The sequence below is a fragment of the Cupriavidus pauculus genome, from assembly GCF_008693385.1.
Taxonomy (GTDB): domain Bacteria; phylum Pseudomonadota; class Gammaproteobacteria; order Burkholderiales; family Burkholderiaceae; genus Cupriavidus; species Cupriavidus pauculus_D.
In genome coordinates this window covers 1386969-1411280 of the sequence record NZ_CP044065.1, presented here as the reverse complement: position 1 = coordinate 1411280, position 24312 = coordinate 1386969, and the positions used below count along the sequence as shown (strand labels likewise).

The 24312-nt window shown below is 64.2% G+C and carries 23 protein-coding genes and 1 pseudogene; 9 read left to right on the top strand and 15 right to left on the bottom strand.

Translation table 11 applies throughout. The features are described from left to right. The first annotated feature begins 27 nt into the window (after positions 1–27). Positions 28–1362, top strand: coding sequence for a type II toxin-antitoxin system HipA family toxin (locus FOB72_RS06435; RefSeq protein WP_223851436.1), 1335 nt, complete (start codon positions 28–30; stop codon positions 1360–1362). 24 nt (positions 1363–1386) lie between these two features. On the opposite strand, the gene FOB72_RS06430 is transcribed toward FOB72_RS06435, so the two are convergent. Continuing rightward, positions 1387–2073 (bottom strand): ProQ/FinO family protein, encoded by a 687-nt coding sequence (locus FOB72_RS06430; protein WP_150371766.1) that lies wholly within the window; start codon positions 2071–2073, stop codon positions 1387–1389. A 220-nt stretch (positions 2074–2293) separates the two neighbouring features. On the opposite strand from FOB72_RS06430, the gene rpoD reads away from it, so the two are divergent. Further along, positions 2294–4309 carry an RNA polymerase sigma factor RpoD gene (gene rpoD / locus FOB72_RS06425; RefSeq protein ID WP_150371765.1) on the top strand — a complete coding sequence of 672 codons (2016 nt, stop codon included), beginning with the start codon at positions 2294–2296 and terminating at the stop codon, positions 4307–4309. Between the two features lie 43 nt (positions 4310–4352). Here rpoD and FOB72_RS06420 read toward each other — a convergent pair whose 3' ends face one another. Next, on the bottom strand, positions 4353–5969 hold the full coding sequence (locus tag FOB72_RS06420) for a GMC family oxidoreductase (protein ID WP_263364774.1): 1617 nt from the start codon (positions 5967–5969) through the stop codon (positions 4353–4355). Positions 5970–6161: 192 nt separating this feature from the next. On the opposite strand from FOB72_RS06420, the gene FOB72_RS06415 reads away from it, so the two are divergent. Beyond that, positions 6162–7070 carry a LysR family transcriptional regulator gene (locus tag FOB72_RS06415; RefSeq protein WP_150371763.1) on the top strand — a complete coding sequence of 303 codons (909 nt, stop codon included), beginning with the start codon at positions 6162–6164 and terminating at the stop codon, positions 7068–7070. Here FOB72_RS06415 and FOB72_RS06410 read toward each other — a convergent pair. From FOB72_RS06410 to FOB72_RS06400, 3 genes and pseudogenes are all read right to left on the bottom strand, one after another. Next, on the bottom strand, positions 7067–7843 hold the full coding sequence (locus FOB72_RS06410) for a substrate-binding domain-containing protein (protein WP_191002210.1): 777 nt from the start codon (positions 7841–7843) through the stop codon (positions 7067–7069). The two genes, FOB72_RS06415 and FOB72_RS06410, sit on opposite strands and share 4 nt — an antisense overlap. A 103-nt stretch (positions 7844–7946) precedes the next feature. Next, positions 7947–8960, bottom strand: a pseudogene (locus FOB72_RS06405) (lyase family protein); the annotation flags it as partial. Positions 8961–9062: 102 nt separating this feature from the next. Continuing rightward, a complete protein-coding gene (locus FOB72_RS06400; RefSeq protein ID WP_150371761.1) occupies positions 9063–10028 on the bottom strand; it encodes a LysR substrate-binding domain-containing protein in 966 nt (321 codons plus the stop codon). Between the two features lie 117 nt (positions 10029–10145). Here FOB72_RS06400 and FOB72_RS06395 point away from each other — a divergent pair, with 117 nt between their 5' ends. The 3 genes from FOB72_RS06395 (at position 10146) to FOB72_RS06385 (ending at position 12711) form a co-directional block, all read left to right on the top strand. After that, on the top strand, positions 10146–10769 hold the full coding sequence (locus FOB72_RS06395) for an isochorismatase family protein (protein WP_150371760.1): 624 nt from the start codon (positions 10146–10148) through the stop codon (positions 10767–10769). A gap of 238 nt (positions 10770–11007) precedes the next feature. Further along, positions 11008–12081, top strand: coding sequence for an alkene reductase (locus tag FOB72_RS06390; protein ID WP_150371759.1), 1074 nt, complete (start codon positions 11008–11010; stop codon positions 12079–12081). A gap of 153 nt (positions 12082–12234) precedes the next feature. Next, positions 12235–12711, top strand: a complete 477-nt coding sequence (locus FOB72_RS06385; protein WP_150371758.1) for a DUF1348 family protein — start codon at positions 12235–12237, stop codon at positions 12709–12711. A gap of 240 nt (positions 12712–12951) precedes the next feature. Here the strand turns inward: FOB72_RS06385 and FOB72_RS06380 are convergent, their stop codons facing one another. Continuing rightward, on the bottom strand, positions 12952–13242 hold the full coding sequence (locus tag FOB72_RS06380; protein WP_150371757.1) for a hypothetical protein: 291 nt from the start codon (positions 13240–13242) through the stop codon (positions 12952–12954). An 81-nt stretch (positions 13243–13323) separates the two neighbouring features. Here FOB72_RS06380 and FOB72_RS06375 point away from each other — a divergent pair, with 81 nt between their 5' ends. Next, positions 13324–14196 carry a LysR family transcriptional regulator gene (locus FOB72_RS06375; RefSeq protein ID WP_121490896.1) on the top strand — a complete coding sequence of 291 codons (873 nt, stop codon included), beginning with the start codon at positions 13324–13326 and terminating at the stop codon, positions 14194–14196. Between the two features lie 11 nt (positions 14197–14207). On the opposite strand, the gene FOB72_RS06370 is transcribed toward FOB72_RS06375, so the two are convergent. From FOB72_RS06370 to FOB72_RS06335, 8 genes are read right to left on the bottom strand one after another with little or no spacing between them, the layout of a single operon-like run. Beyond that, entirely contained in the window at positions 14208–15149 is a 942-nt protein-coding gene (locus tag FOB72_RS06370; RefSeq protein ID WP_150371756.1) for a VOC family protein, read from the bottom strand. Positions 15150–15173: 24 nt separating this feature from the next. After that, on the bottom strand, positions 15174–15986 hold the full coding sequence (locus FOB72_RS06365; protein ID WP_150371755.1) for an SDR family NAD(P)-dependent oxidoreductase: 813 nt from the start codon (positions 15984–15986) through the stop codon (positions 15174–15176). Beyond that, positions 15983–17368 carry an MFS transporter gene (locus FOB72_RS06360; protein WP_191002209.1) on the bottom strand — a complete coding sequence of 462 codons (1386 nt, stop codon included), beginning with the start codon at positions 17366–17368 and terminating at the stop codon, positions 15983–15985. The genes FOB72_RS06365 and FOB72_RS06360 overlap by 4 nt, the downstream gene beginning before the upstream one ends. Positions 17369–17422: 54 nt before the next feature. Beyond that, a complete protein-coding gene (locus tag FOB72_RS06355) occupies positions 17423–18157 on the bottom strand; it encodes a GntR family transcriptional regulator (RefSeq protein WP_150371753.1) in 735 nt (244 codons plus the stop codon). A gap of 43 nt (positions 18158–18200) precedes the next feature. Next, positions 18201–19223, bottom strand: a complete 1023-nt coding sequence (locus FOB72_RS06350; protein ID WP_109581079.1) for a zinc-binding dehydrogenase — start codon at positions 19221–19223, stop codon at positions 18201–18203. Between the two features lie 11 nt (positions 19224–19234). Then, positions 19235–20179 (bottom strand): fumarylacetoacetate hydrolase family protein, encoded by a 945-nt coding sequence (locus tag FOB72_RS06345; protein WP_109581078.1) that lies wholly within the window; start codon positions 20177–20179, stop codon positions 19235–19237. A gap of 19 nt (positions 20180–20198) precedes the next feature. Further along, a complete protein-coding gene (locus tag FOB72_RS06340) occupies positions 20199–20660 on the bottom strand; it encodes an SRPBCC family protein (protein ID WP_109581077.1) in 462 nt (153 codons plus the stop codon). A gap of 25 nt (positions 20661–20685) precedes the next feature. Further along, positions 20686–20946: a tautomerase family protein gene (locus FOB72_RS06335; protein WP_109581076.1), complete on the bottom strand. Its 261-nt coding sequence runs from the start codon at positions 20944–20946 to the stop codon at positions 20686–20688. A 247-nt stretch (positions 20947–21193) separates the two neighbouring features. Here FOB72_RS06335 and FOB72_RS06330 point away from each other — a divergent pair, with 247 nt between their 5' ends. Next, complete coding sequence (locus FOB72_RS06330; protein WP_150371752.1) at positions 21194–22249, top strand: porin; 1056 nt, start codon at positions 21194–21196, stop codon at positions 22247–22249. Between the two features lie 10 nt (positions 22250–22259). Here FOB72_RS06330 and FOB72_RS06325 read toward each other — a convergent pair whose 3' ends face one another. Next, positions 22260–22766 (bottom strand): MarR family winged helix-turn-helix transcriptional regulator, encoded by a 507-nt coding sequence (locus FOB72_RS06325; protein ID WP_109581074.1) that lies wholly within the window; start codon positions 22764–22766, stop codon positions 22260–22262. A gap of 267 nt (positions 22767–23033) precedes the next feature. Here FOB72_RS06325 and FOB72_RS06320 point away from each other — a divergent pair, with 267 nt between their 5' ends. Beyond that, the gene (locus FOB72_RS06320) at positions 23034–24305 is read left to right on the top strand and encodes a flavin-dependent oxidoreductase (protein WP_150371751.1); all 1272 of its coding nucleotides are present in this window, start codon (positions 23034–23036) and stop codon (positions 24303–24305) included. The last annotated feature ends 7 nt before the right edge of the window (positions 24306–24312 follow it).

Genomic DNA, 24312 nt, shown 5'->3' with positions numbered 1-24312 from the left:
GTGGTAACTCGTCGCGCAGTGAGTGAGGTGGCCGTGTTCGCCCATGTCGCCGACCGACTGGAAGGCCGTCACCATTTCGTACCGGCAGGCATCCTGAGCCGCCATCGCGAAATGGCACTTTCCTTTGCCTATGGCACGCGGTACGTCAACCGCGCGGAAGCCATCGAAGTCGACCCCGTAGCGTTGCCGCTGGAACGCGCGCGGCAGGCGCCCGGAAGTCCGTGGTCGCCATTGCCCAACCTCGAAGAGTTCGGCGGCATCCGAGACGCGGCCCCGGACTCCTGGGGCCGCCGCGTCATCGAGGCAAAGCTCAACGTACCGCCGAACTCGCTGGACGAATTTACATACCTTCTGGAGGCGGGCAGCGATCGCGTCGGTGCGCTGGATGTGCGGCAAACGCTGACGGCGCCGGCCTCGAACGTCGCGGGGAGTTTTTTCGATCTCGAGTATCTGCTGCAGGCTGCCGCAGCGGTCGAAGAAGGGGAACCCATCCCCAGAAAGCTCGTGCCCTACCTTGCCGGCGCACCGTCGGCGGGCGGCGCGCGGCCCAAGGCTTCCGTGCGAGACGAATCCGGCGTGCTATGGCTGGCCAAATTCCCGTCGAAGAACGATCGGATGGATATGGCCGTATTGGAAGCGGGGGCGCTTGAGCTGGCCCGGGCGGCTGGCCTGACCGTACCGCCCGTGAAGGTGATGCAGGTCGCGAAACAACCGGTGCTCCTGATTCGCAGGTTCGATCGATACTGGGCCCGCGCCGGAGAGCCTCTGGCCGCCATGGCCCGCGGCTACGATACCGACCCGCGCGATGGATGGACCGAGGGGCGCATCGCGCAAGTCAGTGCGCTCACCCTGATGGGCTGCTCGGAAATGGAGTCCATCACCAAAGGCTACAGGGATCTCGCGCAAACCATCCGTGAGCGAGTGCATCCGCGCTGCGTCGTGCGAGACACGGAAGAACTGTTTGCCCGGCTGGTGTTGAACATCTTTCTCACGAACGATGATGACCACCTGCGCAATCATGCGTTCTCTTACGACACCGAAATCAAAGGCTGGCGCCTGAGTCCTCTCTATGACGTCGTGCCCCGCCCTTCCGTCTCACAAGACAGGCGGTTGCATCTGAACGTCGGCGCCGAAGGGAAACTGGCCACCCTGGACAACGCCATGAGCGAGTATCGGGCGTTCGTCAGCGACCGGCCTGCCGCCATTTCGATCGTTCGAAAGGTGTGGAGTGCGGTCAGGGCGTGGAAAGGTGTCTATGAAGGCGTGGGGGCGACGCCGACGCTCATTGCGGCCCTCGAGCAGGCAATCCGGCCCCTCGCGGACATCGCGAGTGCCGGGCTCGAGGCGGAAATCCGGCGCTGATCCCGCCCCGGGCGGGATCGCCCTTCAGGCGTCGCCGGACGACTCGGGCTGCGCCGGGTCTGGCTGCGACGGCTCCACGGGCGGCGTGGCAGCCGTTGCCGGCTCGGCGGCAGCGGATTTCGCCGGCGCCTTGGCCTTGCCCTTCGCCGGTCCCTGTTTGGGGCGACCGGAAAGCAGCTGCTTGCTGCGACGCGCGTCGGCTTCGGTGACCGCGCCGACCGGCTGGCCGTCCAGATCCACCCGCTGCGCACCGACGGTCAGGCACGCCCAATAGCGCGCGCCACGGCACCACGTACGAATGGCATCGCGCAATTCGGCCTCGGTCAGGCCGAGTTCCGTCGCATGCGCCAGCACATCCTCGAAAATACCGATCTTGAGCGGCACCTTGGGGGCGGGATTCTTCGGGAAGGCGATCGGAAAGCGCTTCTGCAGCTTGCCGAACGTCCGTACGACCGGATCGACGGGCGCGCCGGGTTTCGCAGCCTTCGGGGCATTGCCCTGCGCGCCGGCCGGTTTCGTGCGCTTGCCGCCACTGCCGCCCTTCACATCTCGAGCGTCACGAGCGTTTTGACCGTCCTGGGCGGCCCGGGCGTCCTTCGCGTCCCTGGCCAGCGGCGGACGGCGTGACGGACGAGGCGCCTTTGCCCGCGCCTCGTTCTTCGCCTGTTCGGTCAGTTTTGCCTTGAGTGCTGCTAGTTGTTCGAAGCCCATTGCGTCTAAAACTTGAGAATATCGCGGGACTATAGCAGGCTGGCGTGTCGGTGGGCGGCGAACGCACTTCCGCCGCCTCAAATGCAAGGCGGCCGAGAAATCACTGCATCTCCGTTGCACCGCAACACCGCCGCCCGTATCATGCGCGATTCCAAATTTTTACGCACACTGATGGTTGTGGCCGTTCGCGGATGATTGGCCACATAGCCAGGAGCATGTATTGAGTGATCCAGATCGTGACTTTGACGCCTCGAGTTTGATTTCGAGCATTGAAAAGCCCAGCCGCCGCCGGCCGGCGGGCAAGACGCAGGCGGCAGCGGCACTATCGGACAAGGCATCCCTCGCCCGCCAGGACCCCGAGCGCCAGGCCCAGATGCGTGCGCTGATCGCGCTGGGGCGCGAGCGCGGCTACCTTACCCACGCGGATATCAACGATCATCTGCCCGATAACGTGACGCCTGCGGCGATGGATACCATCGTCAGCACGTTCAGCGACATGGGCGTGACGATCTACGAGCAGGCCCCGGACGCCGAGACGCTGCTGTTGAGTGACGTCGTGCCCACCGCGGCCTCCGACGATCAGGCGGACGAGGAGGCCGAGGCCGCCCTGTCGACCGTCGACTCCGAATTTGGCCGCACCACGGATCCGGTCCGGATGTATATGCGCGAAATGGGCTCCAGCGAGCTCCTGACCCGCGCCGGCGAGATCGAGGTGGCCAAACGCATCGAAAGTGGCCTGCACGACATGATTCAGGCCATTGCCGCCTGTCCGTCCGTCGTCTCCCTGATCCTGGCCGATGTGGACCGCATCGTCGCCGGAGAGCTGCGCATCGACGAGCTCGTCGATGGCATCAGCGAAGCCATCGACGGCGAAGTCGTGGATGCAGGCGACACGACCCCTGCGTCCGACGAGGCAGTTGCCGAGGCAGACGATGCCGACGCCGACACGTCCGATGTCGACGATGCATCGGACGATGACGATGCCGGCGCCGGTGACTCGGAGAAAGCGAACGCCGCCCGCCTGGAACAGCTCACGGCCGACAGTCTGGCGATCTTTGCGCGCGTGCGCGCATTGTTCGAGCAGATGCCCAAGGTACCCGTCACCGGCGAGACGCGCTCGGCGGCGGTGGAAAGCGTGCGCGCCGAAATCCAGCGCGAACTCGTGCCGATCCGCTTTACGGCGAAGATGATCGATCGCCTGTGCGTGAGCGTGCAGGATCAGGTGGCGGAAGTGCGTGCAATCGAACGCGCGATCCTGGAGATCGCGGTCGAGCGATGCGGCATGCCCCGCGAGGCGTTTATCGAGTCCTTCCCGGGACACGAGACGGACCTGGAGTGGACCCACCGCGCGGCTGCGACCTCGGACCAGTATGGCCCGGCGCTCCTGCGGCATCTGCCTTCCATTCAGACGAGCCAGCAGAAACTCATCGACATCGAGGCGAAGGCCGCCCTGCCGCTCCAGCAACTCAAGCAGATCAACCGTCTGATGGGTGCCGCCGAGCGGAAGATGCGGCAAGCCAAGGCCGAAATGATCGAGGCCAACCTGCGGCTGGTCATTTCCATCGCCAAGAAGTATGTGAACCGCGGCATGCAGTTCCTGGATCTGATCCAGGAGGGCAATATCGGCCTGATGAAGGCGGTGGACAAGTTCGAGTACCGGCGCGGCTGGAAATTCTCCACGTACGCGACGTGGTGGGTCCGGCAAGCCGTGACGCGGGCCCTTGCCGATCAGGCGCGGACCATTCGCGTCCCCGTGCACATGATCGAGACGATCAACAAGCTGAACCGGATTTCCCGCGAAATCCTGCAGCAGACGGGGCAAGAACCCGATCCGGCCGTGCTCGCCGAACGCATGGAGTTGTCCGAAGAGAAGGTGCGCGGCATTCTCAAGATCGCCAAGCAGCCTATCTCGCTCGAGACGCCGGTGGGCGAAGAAGGCGACACGACGCTCGGCGACATGATCGAGGATAGCGCGACGAGTTCACCGGCCGATGCGGCCGTGCTGGCAGGCCTGCGCGCGCAGATCGATGCGGCGCTCGGCGACTTGTCGCCGCGCGAAGCCAAGGTCGTGCGGATGCGGTTCGGGCTCGATACCAATTCCGAGCACACGCTGGAAGAGGTCGGCAAGCAGTTCGACGTGACGCGGGAGCGGATCCGGCAGATCGAGGCCAAGGCGATGCGCAAGCTGAAGCATCCGAGCCGTGCCGACAAGCTGAGGCTGTTTCTCGAACGCTGAAGGGGGGCGGAGCCGGTAGCGCCGGCCCGCTCCGGTCTTTTCCCTAGGCGCGCCCACCGTCCGCGCGCACCCATTCCGCCGCCTTCTCGGCCATCATCAGCGTCGGGCTGTTGGTATTGCCGCTCGTAATCAACGGCATGGCGCTGGCATCGACCACGCGCAGCCCGGCGATGCGGCCGCCCTGCCCGTCGCGCACCCGCATCCGGCTGTCGAGCACGGCCTTCGGATCGCCATCCGCGCCCATTGCCGCCGTGCCGACGGGATGGAAGATCGTGGTGGCGATATCTCCCGCCAGCCGGGCCAGATCCTCGTCCGTCTGATATCGCGGGCCGGGTTTGTATTCCTCCGGCTTGTAGCGGGCCAGCGCCGGCTGCCCGACGATGCGCCGCGTCACGCGCAGCGAGTCCGCGGCCACCTGCCGGTCACCAGCCGTCGACAGATAGTTCGGCGCGATCGCCGGTGCCTGCCGGAAATCCGCACTGCGGATGCGCACGGTGCCTCGGCTGGTGGGATTCAGGTTGCAGACACTGGCGGTGATGGCCGGGAACGTGTGCAGCGGTTCGCCGAAGGCCTCCAGCGAGAGCGGCTGCACATGGAACTGAATATTCGGCCAGACATGCGCCGGCGAGCTCCGGGTGAACGCACCGAGCTGCGAAGGCGCCATGCTCATCGGGCCGCTTCGCGACAGCAGGTATTCCAGGCCGATGCGCGCCTTGCCCCAGAGGCTGGACGCCAGCATGTTGAGCGTGGGTGCGCCCGCGATCCTGTAGACCGCTCGAATCTGCAGATGGTCCTGCAGGTTTTCGCCTACCCCGGGCAGATCCGCAAGGACCTCGATCCCGTGTTCGCGCAGCAGTCCGGCGGGGCCGACGCCCGAGCATTGCAGTATCTGCGGCGAGCCGATGCTCCCCGCGCACAGCAGCACCTCGCGCGTCGCACGCACGACGACGAACTGCCGTCCATCCCACACCCGCGCGCCTGTACACCGCAGGCGCCCATCCGGCTGCCGCTCGACGAGCAGGCGCGACACCTGTGCGCCGGTCCACAGTTCGAAGTTCGGCCTGTCGTGGCAGGTGGGCCGCAGGAATGCCTTGGCGGTATTCCACCGCCAGCCGGCTTTCTGGTTGACCTGGAAATACCCGACCCCCTCGTTGTTGCCGCGGTTGAAGTCCGCCGTATGTGGCACGCCGGCCTGAACGGCGGCTTCGGCGAAGGCATCGAGGATGTCCCAGCGCAGGCGCTGCTTTTCCACCCTCCACTCGCCGCCGTGGCCATGGTGTTCGGCGAAATCCGGATCGTCGCCCCCGGTATCGCCGAGGTAATGATCCTCGTGCCGCCTGAACGCCGGCAACACGTTGGACCACCGCCAGGTGGCGTCGCCAGTGAGCTCGGCCCATTGGTCATAGTCACGCGCCTGGCCGCGCATGTAGATCATGCCGTTGATGCTGGAACTGCCGCCGAGCGTCTTGCCGCGCGGATAGCGGAGCTGCCGGCCGTTCAGGCCCGGGTCGGGTTCGGTGTTGTAGAGCCAGTCGGTGCGCGGGTTGCCGATGCAGGAGAGGTAACCGACCGGGATGTGGATCCAGTGATAGTCGTCCTTGCCGCCGGCTTCGATCAGCAGCACGCGCCGGGTCTTGTCCGCGCTGAGCCGGTTGGCCATCAGAGCACCGGCGGTGCCGGCGCCGATCACGATGTAGTCGAAGGTGGGTGCGGGGGTGGCGTTGGTCTGCACGATGCGGCGTCTCCGGAATCAGCTTGAATCGCTCTTGAGATGGCGAGTGCGTGCAGTGTGTCCCCGGAATGCCGATGGATCCATTGAGTTTCCGCAATCAAAGATATAAATTGCGCAAATATGAACCCAGCCAATCTCGACCTGCAGACGCTTCGCTTGTTCGTTGCCGTGGCGCGCGAGGGAAGCGTGTCGCGGGCCGCGGAACTGATGCACCGATCGCAACCCGCGGTCAGCCTCCAGCTCAAGCGGCTGGCCGAAATCACGGGTCTGACGCTGTTCCAGCGCACCGCGCATGGGCTGGTCCTGAGCGTCGATGGCGCCGCGCTGCTGCCGCAGGCCGAGCGCGCATTGCATGCCGTCCAGGACTTCGCCAATGCCGTCAACCGCCTGCACGGCACCGTGCGCGGCGCGCTGCGCGTGGGCACGATACTGGAGCCGTCATTTATTCGCCTGGGCGACTGGCTTGGGCAACTGGTCCAGTCGGCGCCGCAGATCGAAACGGAACTGCGCCACGGGATGAGCGGCAGCGTGCTCGCGCAAGTGCAGCAAGGCAGCCTCGATGTCTGCTTCTACCTGAGTCCGGATCTGGAGACCACGGAGCGGCTGCAGCCGGATCTCATGGTCCGCACGCTGACGCGCTTCGAATACCGGGTGGTCGCGCCGGCGGGCTGGGGGTCTCAGGTAACGGGGGCCGACTGGGAAGCCCTCGCGAACCTCCCCTGGCTGGCGACGCCGCCGGAATCCGTGCATGCGCGCCTGCTTGCGCGCGTCTTCGATCCCAGGGGACTGGCGCCGCGCCGCACGGCGCTGGTGGATCAGGAGGCGTCCATGCTCGATCTGATCAAATCGGGTGTCGGACTTGGCCTCGTCCGCGATGCCACCGCCATACGCGAGAGCCAGACGTCAGGGCTGGTCGTGGCGGATCGTGTCCGCATCGGCTGCCAGCTGCAGTTCGTCTGCCTGGCTTCCCGCCAGAACGAACCGTTGATCGTGGCGGCGCTGGATCCGCTGACGAGGGTGTGGGGTTAGGTGCTGCCGCGCGGCACGATCTCGAAACCGAGGTCCTCGGCCAAGGACTGTGTGCGCGCTTCCTCCTGCCGCGCCACGATCAGCTCCGCGCTCCGCACGCCAATGCGGTAACGCGGAAAACGCACCGTGGTGATCGGCGGCACCGACTGCTGCATGAGTTCGTTGTCGTCGGACCCCGCGATGGCAATATCCTCCGGCACACGCAACCCACGGCGTGTGCATTCGAGAATCGCACCGGCCGCGAGCACATCGCCGGCCAGGAACAGGGCCTGTACCGAGGTATCGCGGCGCATGAGTTCCGCCAGCGCACGGCTACCGTTCTCCAGGCCCTCGTCCACTTCCAGCACCATCGCCGGATCGATCTCGATGCCCGCCACGCGCAGCCCTTCGAAAAACCCGTCGCGCCGCTCGCGCAGGCGCTCGTTACCGCTGACGGGAAGACTCGCAAAACCAAACCTGCGATATCCCCGCGATAACAGGTGGTCCGCCATGGCCCGCCCCGCTTCCCGATTCGAGTAGCTAACGGCCATATCGATCGGCTGCGTCGTCAGGTTGCCCGTTTCGACGCATGGCACGCCGGCATCCTGGAGCAGATGGCGGGCCGCTTCCGTGTGCGTGGTGTTGTGCAGGATGAGGCCGCAGGGTCGCTGTGACAGGTAGGCGGAGATCAATGCTTCCTCGCGCTCCAGCGAATACCCGCTGTCCGAAATCATCAGGTGCAGGCCATGGCGCTGCAGGACATCGGAGATGCCCTGGATCGTCTCCGCATACAACGCGTTCCTGAGGCTGGGGATGATCAGGCCGACCAGGTTCGGCCAATGCCTCGGCCTGCGTGGGATTGACCTTGCCCGGCATGATGGAGGACCCCGGCTCGTTGGTCGGGATGATCAGTTCGGCGAAGCCTGCCCGCGGGCCGCACGACATCAGCCGAATATCGTTGGCGATCTTGAAGAGGGAAACCGCCAGCGTGCGCATGGTGCCCGACAGGTGCACCAGCGCGTCGTGCGCACCCTGCACGGTGAACTTGTTCGGTGCCGTCACGAACGGAAGGCCGGTCAAACGTGCGATTTCCGCGGCGGCATTGCGCGCGAAGTCCGGCGTGGAGTTCAGCCCCGTACCCACGGCCGTGCCGCCCAGGGCAAGCCGGTAGACGCCCTTGAGGGCATCGTCGAGCCGCTCGAGGTTGTCGCTCAGCATGCCCTCGTAGCCGGACCATTCCTGGCCGAGCGTGATGGGCGTGGCGTCCTGCATGTGCGTGCGTCCGATCTTCACGATGTCCATCCATGCCTTGGCCTTGATGCCGATGGCATCGCGGAGCGCCGACACGGCGGGCATCAGGCGTTGCCTGACGTTCATGGCGGCGGCCATGTACATCGCGCTGGGGAACGAGTCATTGGAAGATTGCGCCATGTTGACGTGATCGTTCGGGTGCACCGGCGTCTTGCTGCCCAGCGGTGTGCCCGCGATCTGGCTGCACCGGTTGGAGATGACCTCGTTCACGTTCATGTTGAACTGGGTCCCGCTGCCTGTCATCCAGACGTGCAGCGGGAACATGTCGTGATGCTGCCCAGCAATGATTTCGTCGCAGACCTGGACGATGAGCCTGTGCTGCACCTCGCCGAGCCTGCGGTCCGCGAAGTTCACGTTCGCGGCGGCCTTCTTCAGGATCGCGTACGTGACGATCATTTCCCGTGGCATCAAATCGCCACCGATGCTGAAGTGCTCGAGTGAGCGCTGCGTTTGCGGCCCCCAAAGCTTGTCGGCGGGCACCTTCACCACGCCCAGACTATCCGTTTCATCGCGAAATCCCGCCGCCGCAGCGGGCTGCACCGTGGTGGCCAAAGCCGAACTGCCCGCCACGGCGAGAGAGGCAAGCACGGTCGACTGCATCATTTGTCTGCGGTTCATTTTCTGCTCCTGAAGGTTGGTGTCATCGACATCCGGTCGATTGCATTTCACCAACCCCCAGTTACCCGACAGTTGCATCGCGTATTACAGATGTAATGGAGCTGAGGAGGGCGCCCCCGTATGCGAGGCGCGGGTACGTCGCCATTGCGTGACAGGCAGGTGCGCGACCAGATAGCCGATGAGACTGCGCACCGATGGCAGCCGCCCGCGCGGACGGTGATAGAACAACTCGATGAGATGATCGGGCCCGGTCCACGCGGGCAATACGGATTCGACCAGGCCCTCTCGCAACGGTCCGGCAACGATCGGTTCAGGCAGCATGGCGATGCCAATTCCCTGCACGGCGGCTTCCAGCAGAACCCGCAGATCATTGGACTGCAGTCGCGCGATATGCGCGATCGCCACCGCCTCGCCACCGGGGCCAGTCAATGTCCATCGGCATTGGTCGTCATGGACGTCACCAGGCCTGCACAGCGTGTGCAGCTGCGAGACATCTTCGGGGGATGTGGGCCTGCCATGGCGATTCAGGAACGCGGGGCTGGCAACGAGGATCTGCCGGGCAGTCGCCAGCTTGCGCACGACGAGGCTGTCGGCGATCAGGCCGCCGGACGAGGCGCGCAATGCGATGTCGAACCGCTCGGCGACCAGATCGACATCGCGATCCGTTGCCTCGAGGACGACGTTGACCTTGGGATGCGCGGCCAGAAAGCCGGCGAGTATCGGTGCGAGGTAGCTCTGCGCCATGACTTGCGGGCAGCTGATTCGCACGGTTCCGGCTGGCTCGGTACGCAACGCCTCGACGCTTTCGTAGGCCGCCCGTGCGCGCTCGAGCGTCGCATGACAGTGCTCGTGAAAGCGTTGCCCCGCTTCGGTCAACGCGATGCGCCGTGTCGTACGAAGCAGCAGCCGCACACCAAGGCGTGTCTCGAGCGACGCGACCCGTCTGCTCAGGCGGGTCTTCTCGATGCCCGTGGCGCGGGCGGCAGCCGAGAATCCATCGTGCTCGACGACGGCGGCAAAGTACGCGAGGTCATTCAGGTCTTCGTGCATGAGTCCGATTGGTGCATGCATGCACCGGTGTTTGGCGTTCCGGAGGACTTATCAGGAACGTGTGGGGAATTTAGGCTAATGACTAACCCTCAGCCTGGCAACTCAAGGAGAAACGCCATGACCTATGAACGATTCACTCCCGATAACGCCGCCGTCCTGCTGGTCGACCATCAGACGGGCCTGTGCAATGGCATCCAGGATCAAAGCCTCACCGAATTCAATTCGGCAGTCACCGCGCTGGCCAAGCTCGCAAAGACCTTCGCGTTGCCCACCATCGTCACGACGAGCGCCGCGGATGGCCCCAACGGCCCGGTGCTTCCGATCATCACGGAACTCTTGCCGGAGGCGCCCGTGATCCATCGTCCGGGCGAGATCAACGCGTGGGACAACCGAGAGTTCGTCGCGGCGGTCGAAAAGACGGGCCGAAAGAAACTGATCATTGCCGGCGTCTCCACCGAGGTTTGCCTGGCCTTCGTTGCCATGTCCGCCGTCAAGGCAGGCTACGACGCCTACGCCGTCATCGATGCCTCGGGCACCTGGAGCAAGCTCGTACAGGAAGTGGCCATCGCCCGCATGGCTCAGGCTGGCGTCGTACCTGTTACCTGGGTTGCGGTGGCAGCCGAATTGCAGGCCGACTGGCGCAATCCTGTGAGCAAGCAGATGGAAGGCGTCATGGGCGCGCACCTGCCCTTCCACGCGAACGTCGTCGCGACCTTTGAAGCCGCATCGAAGCGCAGCTGAAGCGAATTCGCGAAACCCGTCCTCCGAAAAGTCGCGGGGGCAACGCAGCCTCCTTTGCCCTTGCGCATCCCCACTCTTGATCGGAGGGAAATACTGCCTTTCGCAGCGAGTGGATGTGCCCGACGCTTGAATCGGCGACCATAACCGTACCACTGAATCACGCGAACGGTGGTGGCGCTCTCGACCGTACGAGTAGCCTTATCCAATAAGATGCGCACGAGTCGGGAGGGTGGCGGGAATGGCGGATCTGTTTGACGGGGTGGAACTGGGCCGTTACAGACTTCAGAACCGTATCGTCATGGCACCCATGACACGGTGCCGTGCCTTGCCCGATGGCACGCCCGGGGAACTCTCCGCCAGGTATTACAGCCAGCGCGCGAGCGTTGGCCTCATCGTCTCCGAAGGCACTCAGCCTTGCGCCGACGCGCAGGGATATCGTGCCACGCCAGGTATCTATACCGATGCCCATGTGGCTGGATGGCAAAAGACGACGCGCGCGATCCGCGCGCAAGGCGGGCGCCTTTTCATCCAGCTCATGCATGCGGGGCGCATGTCGCACCCCGATGACACACCACACCACCGGCCGGGTGTGGCGCCGTCCGCGATCGCTCCGCAGGCGCAGATGTTCACACGGAAAGGCGTGCAGGACATCCCCACGCCCCGTCCACTCGATATCGGGGAGATTCAGCAAACGATCCGGGATTTCCGCCACGCGGCGCGCCGTGCAATGGATGCCGGCAGCGACGGGGTGGAAATTCACGGGGCGGAAGGTCTGCTCCTCCAACAGTTCCTCGCGCCAAGCGCCAATATCCGTACCGATGCCTATGGCGGATCCCTCCAGCATCGCGCGCGCTTCGCAATAGAGATCGCCACCGCCATCGCCGACGAAATCGGTCCGGACAGGACTGCGATCCGACTGTCGCCGGGGCTCAGGACGCGCGGTATCGATGAAGGTGCCGAGGCACCGGCACTCTATCGTTATCTGGTTACAGAACTCGACCGGCTCGGTCTCGCTTACCTGCACATCGTTCATCACGGCGACGACGCGATGCTCGAGGATATCCGCCAGCGCTGGCGCCGGATACTGATCCTCAACCGACCGGGACGGCCCCTTGCCGAGATCGGCATCGACGTCAAATCCTCTCGGGCAGACATGGAAGCCTATGGGCGTCCCATCCTCGCCAATCCGGACTTCGTCGAGCGCCTCCGGACGGGAGCGCCGATGAACGAGGCGCAGCGCTCGACGTTCTACGGAGGTTCGGCGATGGGATACACGGACTATCCGACGATGCGCATGCCGCAGTACTTCTGACAAGCGGGATGTCGATATCGGCGCAGCGGGCAGACGGCGTCGACGGTCCGCTCCTCGGCGCCCAAGTTTTTTCCACCCGACTACTATCGCAGATGCCTTCACGCAGTAACCGGGAGTCGTTTCTCTGTAGTCGTTTCCATTCAAGGAGCCCTCATGTCGAACACCGAAGTCCGCCAACCTGTCCCGCCCTTCACCCGGGAAACTGCCCTGGTCAAGGTCCGCCTCGCGGAAGATGGCTGGAACACCCGAGATCCGGAAAAGGTGTCGCTCGCCTACACGAAGGATAGTGCCTGGCGTAACCGCGCCGAGTTCGCCAACGGGCGCAAGGAAATCGTCGACTTCCTGACGCGCAAATGGAACAAGGAGCTGGACTACCGGCTGATCAAGGAACTGTGGGCGTTCGAAGGTAACCGGATCGCCGTTCGCTATGCGTATGAATGGCACGACGACTCCGGCCACTGGTACCGTTCGTACGGCAACGAAAACTGGGAGTTCGACGAGAACGGTCTGATGCAACGGCGTTTTGCCTGCATCAACGATCTGCCCATCAAGGAGACCGATCGCAAGTTTCATTGGCCCCTGGGCCGGCGGCCCGACGATCATGCAGGGCTGACGGATCTCGGCCTCTAACGTCACACCGTCGTGAGCTTTGGCGATGTCCGGATCGGCGTACCCCCTCCCGACGAGCAGTCGGACATCGCTCCTTTTTGATGCCTGCTTCCGCAACGCCTCGCATGGCGGGCACGTTACGCGAATTGCTGTCCGAGAGAGACGATCGAGATATAACAATCTTTTAAAAAAATATCGAAAGACGATCCAACTCGATGCAATCACTTGTCGCCCGGATGCCGTTACGCAGTAACGGTACTCTCACGCCCCCGAACTGATGTCTTCCGGTTCTGGTGTATGTTGCGCACCCGCCCGCTCCTCGAAAAACATTTCACGCTCTTCCTCGCTGAGCCGTTCGAGCAGCGTCGCCGCGCGCTCGTTGATGATCTTCTCCAGCGTCTCGGCAAGCGTGAGATGGTAGTAACACGCAAGCCGCTCCACGTTTCGCTTCGTCGAGATCGAAACGTAGCAGTTGATGCGCTCGTGCCGCCCTCCCGTGCCGGTTCTTTTCGACCGGTAGATGCGTTGCCGTTCTGCGTTGGTTTTTGCCATGATGCAGCGATGATCATCGCCTTTTCAACGCGGATAAATATGGTATTTTGGAAAGTATTGATCCAACAATGAAGCAATCACATGGATGACTACCTAAACGACATGGCTCTCTTCGTGGAGGTCGTCAAAGCCAAGGGATTTCGGAAAGCTGCAGAGACGGTACGGATGCCCAATTCGACGCTATCGCGCCGGATCACCATCCTCGAGAAAGCCATTGGCCTGCGCCTGCTCCACCGCACCACGCGCAAGCTGGAACTCACCGAAGCGGGTCAGATCTACTTTGCGCGCTGCAAGCGCATCGTCGACGAAGCGCGACTGGCCCACGAACATCTGGGCGAGATGCTGGCGCAGCCCAGTGGCCTGCTGCGCGCCTCCATGTCGGTGGACTTCTCCCAGACCTATCTGGCACCGCTGATCGCGGAGTTCTCGCGGCTTTATCCCGCCATTTCGTTCGACTTCGACTTGACGCCGCGTCGGGTGGATATGGTCAGCGACCCTTTCGATGTGGCAATCCGCATGGGCGAGTCCGGCGACTCGCAACTGATTGCACGCCCCATCACGACGCTGATCCCCGAACTGTTCGCCTCGCCAGACTACCTGAAGAAGCATGGGGAGCCGACCAGGCCCGAAGACCTCAGCTCCCATCAATGCCTCACGATGTTACGGGCTTCCACCTGGACGCTCACCGACGGCGGAAACAGCATCACCGTGCCCGTGGGCGGCCGGTTCACGCTCAACAATGTCGGCTTGCTGCGGCGCTTCGCGACACTGGACCTGGGCATCGCGATGACGTCGAAGGGCGTGATGGCGGACGAGGTCGCAAGCGGCAAGCTGCGGAGAATTCTGCCGGATTGGCACGGGCTGCCACAGACGGTGTACGCGATCACCGAGACACGCCTGCTTCCCGCGAAAACTCAGCGTTTCATCGACTTTCTGCGGGAACGGCTGGCGTAGACGATACCCGGTTAGGGCTTGACGTTATGGCGGAACCGTTCGGTCGCGGGTTCGCCCCATTGCGTCACCATCCCCTCCTTCGCTTCCCAGACGCCGGTCGGCGCGCTCGCCGACAGCCGGTCCGAGTCCGCCCAGTGCTCGTGCGCATACCCCAGCGGATCGTTCCAGTAGTCGAACAACTGGCTGCCCAGCAGATGGCGGCCAATCCCCCATAGATGTTCGTAGCCGAGCGACTGCAGGAAGTGGTGGTCCGCCATCACCGCGTCGATATCCTGCGATTCGAACGAGACGTGCTGCAGGCCGACGTCGTCCGAGCGCATGGGCAGAAACGCGTGGTGGTCTACATATTCGTCTCCCTTGTCCACACGCAGGAACGACGCAATCTGCGCCTCGCCGGTGGCGCGGAACACTTCGTCGGACGGTAGCATGCCAAGGGTGTCGCGGAACCAGGCCGCGGTCTCGGCGACCCTCGGCGTGCCCAGCACGACGTGCGCAATGCGCTTCAACGGCGTGGCCTTGCCCCGCGGCAAGCGCAGCAGCTCCCTGCGCCGGAGCGGCTCGCTGCCGGTGTTGACGGGCTGACGCGCTACCGCGATGGCTGCCGGTGTCGCCATGCCGAACACGATGTCCACCGCATAGCCATTGGGCTCTTGCAGACGCACGCGCTGGCCGCCACCGGGCTCGTCGATGGCCTCGACGGCACAACCGGTCGCCTTGGCCAGCGTATGGAGATCGGCCTCGCTCTTCGCCGCGAAGGCAAACCCCAGCAGTCGCGCGGGCCCTTCCTCGAGGATGTAGCAGTGATGGACGGGGTCCGTGCCGCGCAGATAGACGCTCGAACCCTGGCGAGCCGCCGGAATCAATCCGAAGTCCACGAGGAACGCCTCGATTTTCGAGACGTCGGGAACGCTGCGGCGAATGTACAGCAGCTCATTACACTTGATGATGCTCATGCCGATGCCTGTAGCTGATAAAGATTACTGGGAGAGCTTGCCGCCGTTGACATGCAGCGTCTGCCCCGTGATGAAACGGGATCCGGAGCCGAGCAGGAACAGCAGCGGCGCGACGACATCGGCCGGCACCGCGATACGCCGCATCGGAATCGCGTCGAGGATGCCGCGCGCGCGCTCCGCGCCGAACCACTGCTGGAGGTCGACTTCGCTGGGCGCATCGTTGCCGGTACCGCCCGCGAGGAACGCCGTGTTGACCAGTCCCGGGGCCACGCAGTTCACGCGTATCGGCGCCCACTCTTTCGCGAGCGTGCGTGCAAACGAGATCAGTCCCGCTTTCGACGCGCTATAGGCGGCAAAGCCGGGTTCTGGCGAGACCCCGAGACCCGACGCCACGAACACGACGGAGGCATGGTCTTTCAGTAGCGGACGCGCGCATCGCGCGACGAGAAACGCCCCACGCAGATTCACATCCATCGTGAGATCCCACTGCGCGGGCGCGTGATCGAGGGCCGGCATCGGCCGCTCGCCGACGCCCGTCACATAGGCGATGCCATCGATACCGTCCCACTCGCGCCCGATCCGCGCAAATGCGTCTTCCACCGATGTATCGCTGCGCACGTCGATTGCCGAGCAATAGCCGGCGAGGTGATCGGGCCTGGCCGCGATCGCCCGCTCGGTATCGACACCGTAGACGTGCACACCGATCGCTTCGGCTGCGCGGCACAGTTCGGAACCGATGCCGCCGTGGCTGCCGACGACCACCAGCCGGAACCGCGCCGGCGGTGCCAGACGCTCGTAGGAAATGTCCGCGAGCGTGGATTCTGCCGTGGATGTCATCGGCTTGCTCCCTGCACGACCGTCAGCGGCGCGGCGCGATAGCGCTTCAGCGTCGCCGCGGCAACGATCGCGGACGCCAGCGAAGCCAGCGTGCAGACGAGGATGATCGCGTGTCCGATGGCGTTGGCCTGTCCGCCGAAGACATGCACCGATACCCACGCGACCACGACGGAGGCACCGCCCAGTCCGATCAGATTCATCAGCAGGAACAGGATGCCCGAGTTGATGGCCCGCACACGATTCGGCGTCACCATCTGCGCCGAAGCGGTGATGGCACCGAAGTAGGAGTTCTGCACCAGGAAATAGAAGAACGCGGCTACCAGTGCCCCGCGCGGCGTCTCGAGCATGGGCCCGAACAGCGGCACGAGGATCAGCACGGAGGCGATGAGCACGGTGCGCATATGCGCGTCCGCATATCCCTTGCGCAGCAGCCAGTTGGTCAGCGTCGGTCCAAGGAATGTGCCCGCCACCGAACCAAGCACGAGCGCGATGCCAAGCCCCTGCCCCGTCGCGCTCGGCGTCATGTGATAGGTGCGGATGAAGTGGCTCGGCAGCCAGCCGAGATTGGCGAACATCACGATCGACAGCAGCGCGGCGCAGGTATAGAGCGGCGTCAGATGGCGGCGCAGCGCCCAGATCTGTCCGTACGCCTCGCGCACGGTCGGCAGTGGACTGTCGTCGAGCCGTTTCGGTTCACGCACGGCAGCGAGCAACACGACGGTCAGCAGGATCCCCGGGAGCCCAACCGCAATGAACACCAGCTGCCACGCACTGAACTGTCCGCCCAGCGCATGCCCGGCGAACTTTGAAGCGTAGTCGAGCGCGGTGCCGCCTACCAGCAGCGCGAGGCTGCCACCCAGCATGGCCCCCATCGAGAACAACGCATTGGCCCGCACCAGGCGCTTGCCCGGGAACAGATCGGCGAGCAGCGAGTACGCGGCGGGGGCGAGCGCGGCTTCGCCGATCCCGACACACATACGCGCCAGGAACAGTTCACCGAAGGTCTCGGCGAACGCGCACGCGACCGTGGCCGCGCTCCAGAACGCCATGCCCGCCGCGATCAACACGCGCCGGCTGCTCTTGTCAGCCACGCGTCCAAGCGGCAATCCCAGAATGCAGTAGAACAGCGCGAACGAGAAGCCCTGGAGCAAGCCGATCTGCACGTCGTCGATCTGCAGCGATTGCTTGATCGGCCCCACCATCAGCGCCATCACCTGCCGGTCGACGAGCGAAATGATGTAGGCGAGGATGAGGATGGAAAGCGTCATGTAGGCCCGAAACAGCGCGGGCCGGCCCGGCTCCTCCACGGCCCGTGGCGAGGCGGAAACGGCACCAATGTCGCGCGCGGGCGCGAGTTGGGCCAACTGTGAACTTTCGTTCATAGGCATAGCGTCTTCCTCCTGATGTGGAAGCCGTCGGCGCGTCGAGTGCTGCCGCTAGGCTTCCGTGCGGCCTTGTTCGGCCGTCGCAATCATCACCACGTTGCGCGCGGTCTGATTGATATGGTCGCGCAGGATTGCGCAGGCCAGTTCTGTTTTCCGGTCGAGCGCCGCGTCCATCATGCGGCGGTGCTCGTCGTCGATGTTGCGGGGTTCCTTGCGATTCATCACGGAGAATCGCCGATACCGTTCCGACTGGTCGAAAAGGCTCGAACACGTCGCCAGCAGCCGTGGCGAATCCGCTGCCGAGAGCAGCGCCATATGAAACATCTTGTGCCGCTCGGTCCATTCCTCGTCGGGGCCCTGACCGCTGGCCAATGCCCGTGCCCGCAAGCGCTCCAGCTGGTGAAACTCCGCGACGATGCGCCCTTCCCAAGCGACGTCGCCGCTCGCGATGGACTGCGCCAGCGCGGCGGGCTCCACCAGCAGCCGGAAGTTGGTGATGTCGTTCAGATCCGCGGGCGACATGGCCGCCGCGCGAAAGCCCTTGTTGTCGTCGTTCGTCACGAGCCCTTCGGCCACCAGCCGGTTCAGCGCCTCACGCAACGGGCTACTCGACAGCGAGTGTTCCTGTTGCAGGACTTCGATGCGCAGCTTGGTTCCCGGCGGGATTTCTCCGCGCAGGATACGGCGACGCAGCGTGATGAACGCCTGTTCCGATAGCGGCCGGCCTTTCGCGGTGGACGGTACCGATCGGGCTGACTGGGCGGGAACTAGCTCTTCGATTTTCATGATGTCTTCGACCTATGGATGGGCTTGCCGGCGCACCCTCTTCTCACTGCGCTGGCGACAGGACAATTTTCCCTTCAATGTCGCCGTCCTCCAAGCCCCTGTGCGCGAGCGCCGCATCGGCCAGCGGCATGGAGCGTGCGAACTCCGCCCGGATCTTGCCGGTGGCGCCAAGCTCCAGCGACTTGACGAGGTCGCCGGCGGTCAGGCCGGTGGACCCGTGGATCGTGAGCTGCTTCTGGTAAAGCTCGGTCACATTCAACGGCACCGTGCCGCCGCCGTGGGAGCCCGCCGTGACAAGCCGGCCACCGCGCGCCAGCGACGCGAAAGCCTTGGGAAAGAGTTCCGGATCGGCGATGTTCTCGAACACCACGTCGACACCGCGCCCTTCCGTGATGGCCTTGATCTCGGCGACGAGGTCGTGGGCCCGATAGTCGACACCGTAATCGGCGCCAGCCGCCATGGCCCGCTGGACGCGCTCGATGCTACCGGCACCCGCGATGACCGTGGCGCCCAGGGACTTGGCGATCTGCACGCCCGCCATTCCCAGCCCTCCGCTGGCGCCCATGACCAGCACCGTCTCGCCAGGTCGCACCTTTGCCTTGGTCTCAAGCAGGTGGAGCGCCATCGGTGCATGACGGCCGATCACCGCGGCGCTGGCAAAGTCCAGCGCTTCGGGCACGCGCTGTGTGGCGCTTGCCGGCACGACGACGAATTCGGCATAGCCACCCCACACCGATACGCCAAGCAGTGTGGGCGGCGTGGTCGCGGTGGCGGGACGCAGCACCGGCATGGTGGCAACGCGATCGCCCGCCTGGCGATCGGTCACGTCACGCCCGATGTCCTCGATCACGCCCACCGGATCGGCCCCCAGCACATGAGGCAGCTTGACAGGCCGGCCATAGCGGCCCGCGCGCACGGCCAGGTCGAGCGTCCGGTTGACCGTCACCGCGTGGACCCGGATCAGGACTTCGTCCGGCCCAGGCACGGGACGCGGGACATTCACCAGTTCGAGCACTTCCGGACCGCCGAACTCGCGCATCATCACTGCATTCATCGTCTTGCTCATGGCTGCCCCTCTCAGGCCTCGATACTGACTTCCAGGACGCCAAGCCCCGCCACGCTGGCAGACACGCGGTCGCCCTTGCGCAGAAAGTGACCATGGCTGCTGCCGACGCCCGCGGGCGTTCCCGTCAGGACGACGTCGCCGGGCCACAGCGTGATGCGCGCCGACAGGTCACGGATCTGCTCGGCCAGCGAGAAGATCATCTGGTTCGTGTTGGAGTCCTGCTTGGTTTCGCCATTGACCGACAACGCGAGGTCGAGCTGCTGCGGGTCTTTGACGTACTCCGCCGGCACCAGCCAGGGCCCGATGGGACACGCGCCGTCGAAGCTCTTGTGCGACAGCCAGTCCATGCGGAACGGCGACTTTTCGGGCAGGTCCACGCGGCGGCTCAGATCGCGCGCGGAGAGATCGATCGAGACGGCATACGCGGCGACGTAGTCCAGTGCTTCCTCGAGAGAAAGATTCTTCCCCTGCCTGCCGATGACCGCCGCCAGTTCCACTTCCCAATCCACGGACGACGCACCCTCGGGCAGCTTCACCACGGCGTCGGGGCCGACCACCGAATGGGAGCTCTTCACGAAATGCCACGAACGCTCGCCCCGCTTGCCAGACATCACGGTATTGTTGACTCGCGCCATTTCCGCGGCATGGTCGGCATAGTTTGCACCTGCGCCATAGATCGCGCCCGGTGTGCCGACCGGCGCGAGCAGGCGCACTTCGGCCAGTGCGAGTGGCGTGGTGCCATTCGTGGCCGAGGCGTCGAAGCGTCGCAGCAGGTCCTTCACGAGGCTCCAGTCGCCGAGCACTTCGGACATCTCCGCATAGCGGGGCGTCGCGCTGACTTCGGCAAGATCGAAGACCTGCTGCCGCACCAGAATGCCGACCCGCGTTCCGCGCCCCCCCTCGTATGAAACGAGGACCGGACGGCTGGGCTCGCTGGCGGATGCGTGATTGATCATCTTGTTCCGGCTCCGCGTCTCAGATCTCGCCTGCCGCGACGCGGCGGCGCGTCTCGGCGATCGTTGCGCCGACGGCGGCGATATAGCTCTCGCGCACTTCCTCACCCTTGCGGCGCTCTTCCGCCGAGCCGGCCTCCACGCCGTCGAAGCACAGCGCGAAGGTGAACGTCAGCACGAGACCTTGCTCGGCATCGCTCAGCACGTTGGTGATCCAGCCGTTGTCCGCCGACTCGATGCGCTCGAACAGCACCTGCACTTCCGGCGTGAACGTGATGCGCTCGCGCACGGTCATGTTGCGCAGCGTGATCTGACGAATGAAACCGTCGTCGAAACGTTCCTGCACTACACAGTCTTCCATTGCGGGAACGAAGGGCACCGCATACTCGGCCTTCTGCACGAGGCCTTTCCACATCTGGGCTCGGGTCAGACGAATCGCCTCGCTGGCAGGGTTGACGTCGAAGCTGGCTGAAATCGCGTACATCGCTTGGTCTCCAATTCGGAATGGTCTAGATGCTCTGCGCGGGGGCGTCACCGCCACCGCCGCTGGCGGCGCGCGCTGCGCGCCGGCGCTCGATCTCGGAAAGCGTCAGACATTGACCGCCGTTCGACCACAGGCCGTCCGCGACCTCGGTGACCGTCACGATGGTCGCTGCCCGAATCCCCTCGCCGCCCTGCCGCACGATCGCGTCGACGATGTCGCACATGATCTCGACCTGCTGCTCGCGAGTGAATGCTCCTGCAAGATGCTGAACCGCCACGATTGGCATGTTTGTCTCCTTAGCGCTTGACAAATTATGCACAAAAAATATTCTTGTGCAATGTTAGGGGTTTCCCGTAAACATAGGCGAACGTGCGAATGGATACGGGATATAGAGGCCTTCGCCCGCACACAAACTCCCTGCAAAGTTTCTTGCTGGTTCTAGGGTCTACCCCGATGTCGGATTTTTTGTGCACAAACATAAAATTTGTGGACAAAAGAAAAACACAATCCGACCCTAGTTGCAGGAGTGGAGCATGGAGACAAAACGCCTGGCAGGCATGGCATGCCTGCTGTTGGCAACCGCAACGAGCGCACAGGCCCAGCAGGGCCTGACGCTGTTCGGCCTGATCGACAACAGTGTGCAGTTCGTCGACAACGGCGGCCATACCGTCGTGCGAATGAATCCCGGGCAATACCTGGGTTCGCGCTGGGGCATGCGGGGTACCGAGGAGCTCGGCTCCGGGTACACCGTGAGCTTCATGCTGGAACAGGGGGTCCTGACCAACACCGGTGCCGGCACGGTATCGGGGCTGGCCTTCTCGCGGCAGGCATGGATCGGCCTGACCACGCCCAATCTGGGAGGGATGAGGTTCGGGCGACAGAATTCGCCGGTGTACATCCCGGTGTCCGGTGCGCTGGACGCCTTCAACGGCGCGTCCATCGCGTCGGGCATGGACAGCTTTCTGACGATCGTGCCCCGCGTGAGTAACGCCATCTCCTATCAGAGTCCCGAGTTTGGCGGGCTGCGGTCGCAACTGATGATCGGCCTGCGCGACGGCAACGACGCGACTAACGACGGCATTGGCAGTTATCACGCCACACTCGAGTACGCGAGCGGACCGGTGCGCGCCGTGGCGGGTTACCAGAAGGTGGAGAACCCCATCGGCATCACCTATCCGGGTGCGAGCGCGGGCACCACGCTCAAGGCGCTATTCGTCGGCGGGTCGTACGACTTTGGCGTCGCGTCGGTCTACCTCGGTTACAACGGCAACTGGCAGACCCACACGCCGCTCAATCGCGACGTGTTCCTGGCATCGGTCAAGTATCCCCTCGGCAACGCTGCATACGTCGCGCTGGGCTTCGCGTACGCGCATGACAAATCGGGACAAGGGAACAATGCGCAACAGGCCGGCGCGATGTACGACTATGCATTCTCCAAACGGACCAACCTCTACGCCGCGGCGGCATGGATCGGCAACAAGCGGCAGGCCACGTTCGCGATGAACGGCGCAACCACGGCGGGGGTACCGGTCGCCTATCCCGGCGCCACCGTGCGAGGCCTCCAGGTCGGCATCGTGCACCGCTTCTGACCCAGCCGGCTCAGGCGTCCGACCGGCCCACGATGCTGACGCGCGTGGTGTCGTTATGGTGGGCGACGAACTTCTCCAGCAGCGACAGGAACATCTGCCCTTCGCTCTCCGAGAACGGCGCCAGCAGTTGCTTCATTTCGCGATTGGCGAGCTTTGCCGCCTGCTTGAGCACCTGCGAGCCCGCCGGCGTGATCGCGATCTCCACCTTGCGCGCATCGAGCGCGCTCGGCGCCTTCATGACGTGCCCGCGTTCGGTCAGCAGCTTGACGACGAGCGCCGCCGTGGACCGGTCCAGACCGATCAGGCGCGCCACGCCGATCTGGCTCAGCGGCCCGATGTGCTGCAGGATGTAAAGCACGCCGTACTGGCTGGGCGTCATATCGACGGGCGCGCAGGCCTCGATGAACATGTCCATCGCGATCTGATGCGCGCGGCGAATCAGAAAGCCGGGTCGCCGGTACAGCGTCTCCAGGCGGGGATCCGCGGCCAATGTTGGTGACTCGATCGGTCTATTCATCTTCCACTTATCGATTGGGTCTGTACGAGCTGCGTAACGAAAACGGGGAAAACCAGGCGTGACGCGAGGGATGACGGGGCGATTCTAGCGTAGAGCCGCCCCACCCCGATACGTGGCGACAGACGTTACGCTACGGTGCGCGATGACGGTTGACAGCATGGAATACGCGCCCTAGTATTCGGCAGACGTCTGTCATATCAACCCTATTTAGACAGACGTCTGCTTAATTTAAAGGCTTGAATCCATAACGTCGTGCGAGGAGCGAAGATGTCCAAGGAATGCGAAGTAATGATCATCGGTGGCGGGATCGGCGGCCTGACGCTGGCCCTGGCGCTACATGACGCCGGCATCGACTGCCGTGTCTATGAAGCTGCCCCGGAACTCCGCCCGCTGGGGGTGGGCATCAATATCCTGCCGCACGCGACGCGCGTGCTGGGCCAGCTTGGCATGAACGACACATTGGGCAAGATCGGCATCGCCACGAAGGAAGCCGCGTTCTTCAACGTGCACGGGCAACTGATTTTCCGCGAGCCCGCCGGCGTCGCGGCCGGCTATGCCACGCCGCAATTCTCGATCCATCGCGGCGATCTGCAGATGGCACTGCTTGCGGCCGTGCAGGAGCGTCTCGGCAAGGATGCCGTCGTTCTCGATCGTCGCTGCGTCAGCGCGGCTTCCGACGACACCGAAGCCACCGTCACGTTCGTTGACGCAGCCGAACAGACGCATGTGGTGAAGGCAACGGTCGCGGTGTCGTGCGAAGGCCTGCACTCTGCATTGCGCAAGCAGTTCTACCCTAATGAAGGCGCACCGAAGTACTCCGGTATCAACATGTGGCGAGGGGCCGTGCACTGGGATGCGTTTCTCTCGGGTGCAACGATGGTACGCGCCGGCGCGCTGATGCCCGGCGTCGGCAAGATGGTGATCTACCCGATCCGCGACAACGTGGATGCACAGGGACGCCAGCTGGTGAACTGGGTCGCGGAAATCGAGTCGCCACAACCGGCCCAGCGTGACTGGAACAAGGCGGGCCGCCTCGAAGACTTTATCCACGCCTTCAAGGACTGGCACTTCGACTGGCTCGACGTGACCGCCATGATGGAAGCGACGACTGGCATCCTCCAGTTCCCGATGGTCGATCAGGACCCGCTGCCGACCTGGACGTTCGGCCGCCTCACGCTGCTTGGCGACGCCGCGCACCCCATGGTGCCGCGCGGCTCGAACGGCGCCGGTCAGTCGATTCTCGACGCCGATGTGCTGCGCAACAAGTTCGTGCAATACGGGGTGGGCCCGGAAGCCCTGCTTGCCTACGACAAGGAGCGCGTCAAGGCAACCACCGATGTCGTGCTGACCAACCGCAAGGCGCCGCCCGACAAGATTCTCAATGTCGTGCACGAGCGTACCCAGGGCAAGCCGTTTACCACGCTCGAGGGCATCATCGACGAGGCCGAGCTCCGCGGCATTACCGCGAACTACAAGCAAGTCGCCGGCTATACGGTCGAAGGCCTGAAGGCCGCAACGGGGAACGCAAACGGCGCGTAGGCACTGG

Bases quoted from the DNA above. Each gene is read 5' to 3' on its own strand.
- FOB72_RS06430 (WP_150371766.1), bottom strand. From the start codon at position 2,073: ATGGGCTTCGAACAACTAGCAGCACTCAAGGCAAAACTGACCGAACAG.
- FOB72_RS06420 (WP_263364774.1), bottom strand. From the start codon at position 5,969: ATGGCCAACCGGCTCAGCGCGGACAAGACCCGGCGCGTGCTGCTGATC.
- FOB72_RS06415 (WP_150371763.1), top strand. From the start codon at position 6,162: ATGAACCCAGCCAATCTCGACCTGCAGACGCTTCGCTTGTTCGTTGCC.
- FOB72_RS06400 (WP_150371761.1), bottom strand. From the start codon at position 10,028: ATGCACGAAGACCTGAATGACCTCGCGTACTTTGCCGCCGTCGTCGAG.
- FOB72_RS06395 (WP_150371760.1), top strand. From the start codon at position 10,146: ATGACCTATGAACGATTCACTCCCGATAACGCCGCCGTCCTGCTGGTC.
- FOB72_RS06390 (WP_150371759.1), top strand. From the start codon at position 11,008: ATGGCGGATCTGTTTGACGGGGTGGAACTGGGCCGTTACAGACTTCAG.
- FOB72_RS06385 (WP_150371758.1), top strand. From the start codon at position 12,235: ATGTCGAACACCGAAGTCCGCCAACCTGTCCCGCCCTTCACCCGGGAA.
- FOB72_RS06380 (WP_150371757.1), bottom strand. From the start codon at position 13,242: ATGGCAAAAACCAACGCAGAACGGCAACGCATCTACCGGTCGAAAAGA.
- FOB72_RS06375 (WP_121490896.1), top strand. From the start codon at position 13,324: ATGGATGACTACCTAAACGACATGGCTCTCTTCGTGGAGGTCGTCAAA.
- FOB72_RS06370 (WP_150371756.1), bottom strand. From the start codon at position 15,149: ATGAGCATCATCAAGTGTAATGAGCTGCTGTACATTCGCCGCAGCGTT.
- FOB72_RS06365 (WP_150371755.1), bottom strand. From the start codon at position 15,986: ATGACATCCACGGCAGAATCCACGCTCGCGGACATTTCCTACGAGCGT.
- FOB72_RS06360 (WP_191002209.1), bottom strand. From the start codon at position 17,368: ATGAACGAAAGTTCACAGTTGGCCCAACTCGCGCCCGCGCGCGACATT.
- FOB72_RS06355 (WP_150371753.1), bottom strand. From the start codon at position 18,157: ATGAAAATCGAAGAGCTAGTTCCCGCCCAGTCAGCCCGATCGGTACCG.
- FOB72_RS06350 (WP_109581079.1), bottom strand. From the start codon at position 19,223: ATGAGCAAGACGATGAATGCAGTGATGATGCGCGAGTTCGGCGGTCCG.
- FOB72_RS06345 (WP_109581078.1), bottom strand. From the start codon at position 20,179: ATGATCAATCACGCATCCGCCAGCGAGCCCAGCCGTCCGGTCCTCGTT.
- FOB72_RS06340 (WP_109581077.1), bottom strand. From the start codon at position 20,660: ATGTACGCGATTTCAGCCAGCTTCGACGTCAACCCTGCCAGCGAGGCG.
- FOB72_RS06335 (WP_109581076.1), bottom strand. From the start codon at position 20,946: ATGCCAATCGTGGCGGTTCAGCATCTTGCAGGAGCATTCACTCGCGAG.
- FOB72_RS06330 (WP_150371752.1), top strand. From the start codon at position 21,194: ATGGAGACAAAACGCCTGGCAGGCATGGCATGCCTGCTGTTGGCAACC.
- FOB72_RS06325 (WP_109581074.1), bottom strand. From the start codon at position 22,766: ATGAATAGACCGATCGAGTCACCAACATTGGCCGCGGATCCCCGCCTG.
- FOB72_RS06320 (WP_150371751.1), top strand. From the start codon at position 23,034: ATGTCCAAGGAATGCGAAGTAATGATCATCGGTGGCGGGATCGGCGGC.